This window comes from Streptococcus sp. HMSC077D04 (assembly GCF_001808785.1).
Lineage (GTDB): Bacteria > Bacillota > Bacilli > Lactobacillales > Streptococcaceae > Streptococcus > Streptococcus mitis_BX.
The window spans coordinates 1-352 of record NZ_KV794450.1 but is presented as its reverse complement, the minus strand read 5'-3'; the positions used below and the strand labels follow the sequence as shown (position 1 = coordinate 352).

At 36.4% G+C, this 352-nt stretch carries 1 protein-coding gene and 1 pseudogene; both read left to right on the top strand.

The annotated features are described in order from the left end of the window. Window positions 1–105, top strand: a pseudogene (locus HMPREF2701_RS10450) (cell envelope biogenesis protein OmpA); the annotation flags it as partial. Window positions 106–152: 47 nt separating this feature from the next. Then, window positions 153–352: hypothetical protein (locus tag HMPREF2701_RS00145; RefSeq protein WP_186821198.1), on the top strand; the 200-nt coding region annotated here is incomplete at its 3' end.

Genomic DNA, 352 nt, shown 5'->3' with positions numbered 1-352 from the left:
CTAGAAGACTTATATACTTACTACATGAGAACGGATGCCGTTTCTCTTTTATCTAGTGATTTAGAAATCAGTCCTCAAGAGGTTGAAATGGAGATAGAGTTGTAGGGGAATCATGTGATTCTCCTATTTTCGTATAGATGAAAGGAGCGAGTATGGAAGTAATGAAATTATTGGCTATGTTTCGTGGAACAATTCCAAAAGATAGGGAGAAAATGGACCTATTTCTTCGTTATCAAGCGCAACATTTTGATGAGAAATGGCAGAATTTGGTAGAGAGTTTTTTGACTGAAGAGGGCAAGATAGAGGAGATACCTCATGTCTATTCGTTTCATCAAGATATTATTTCTTTCCT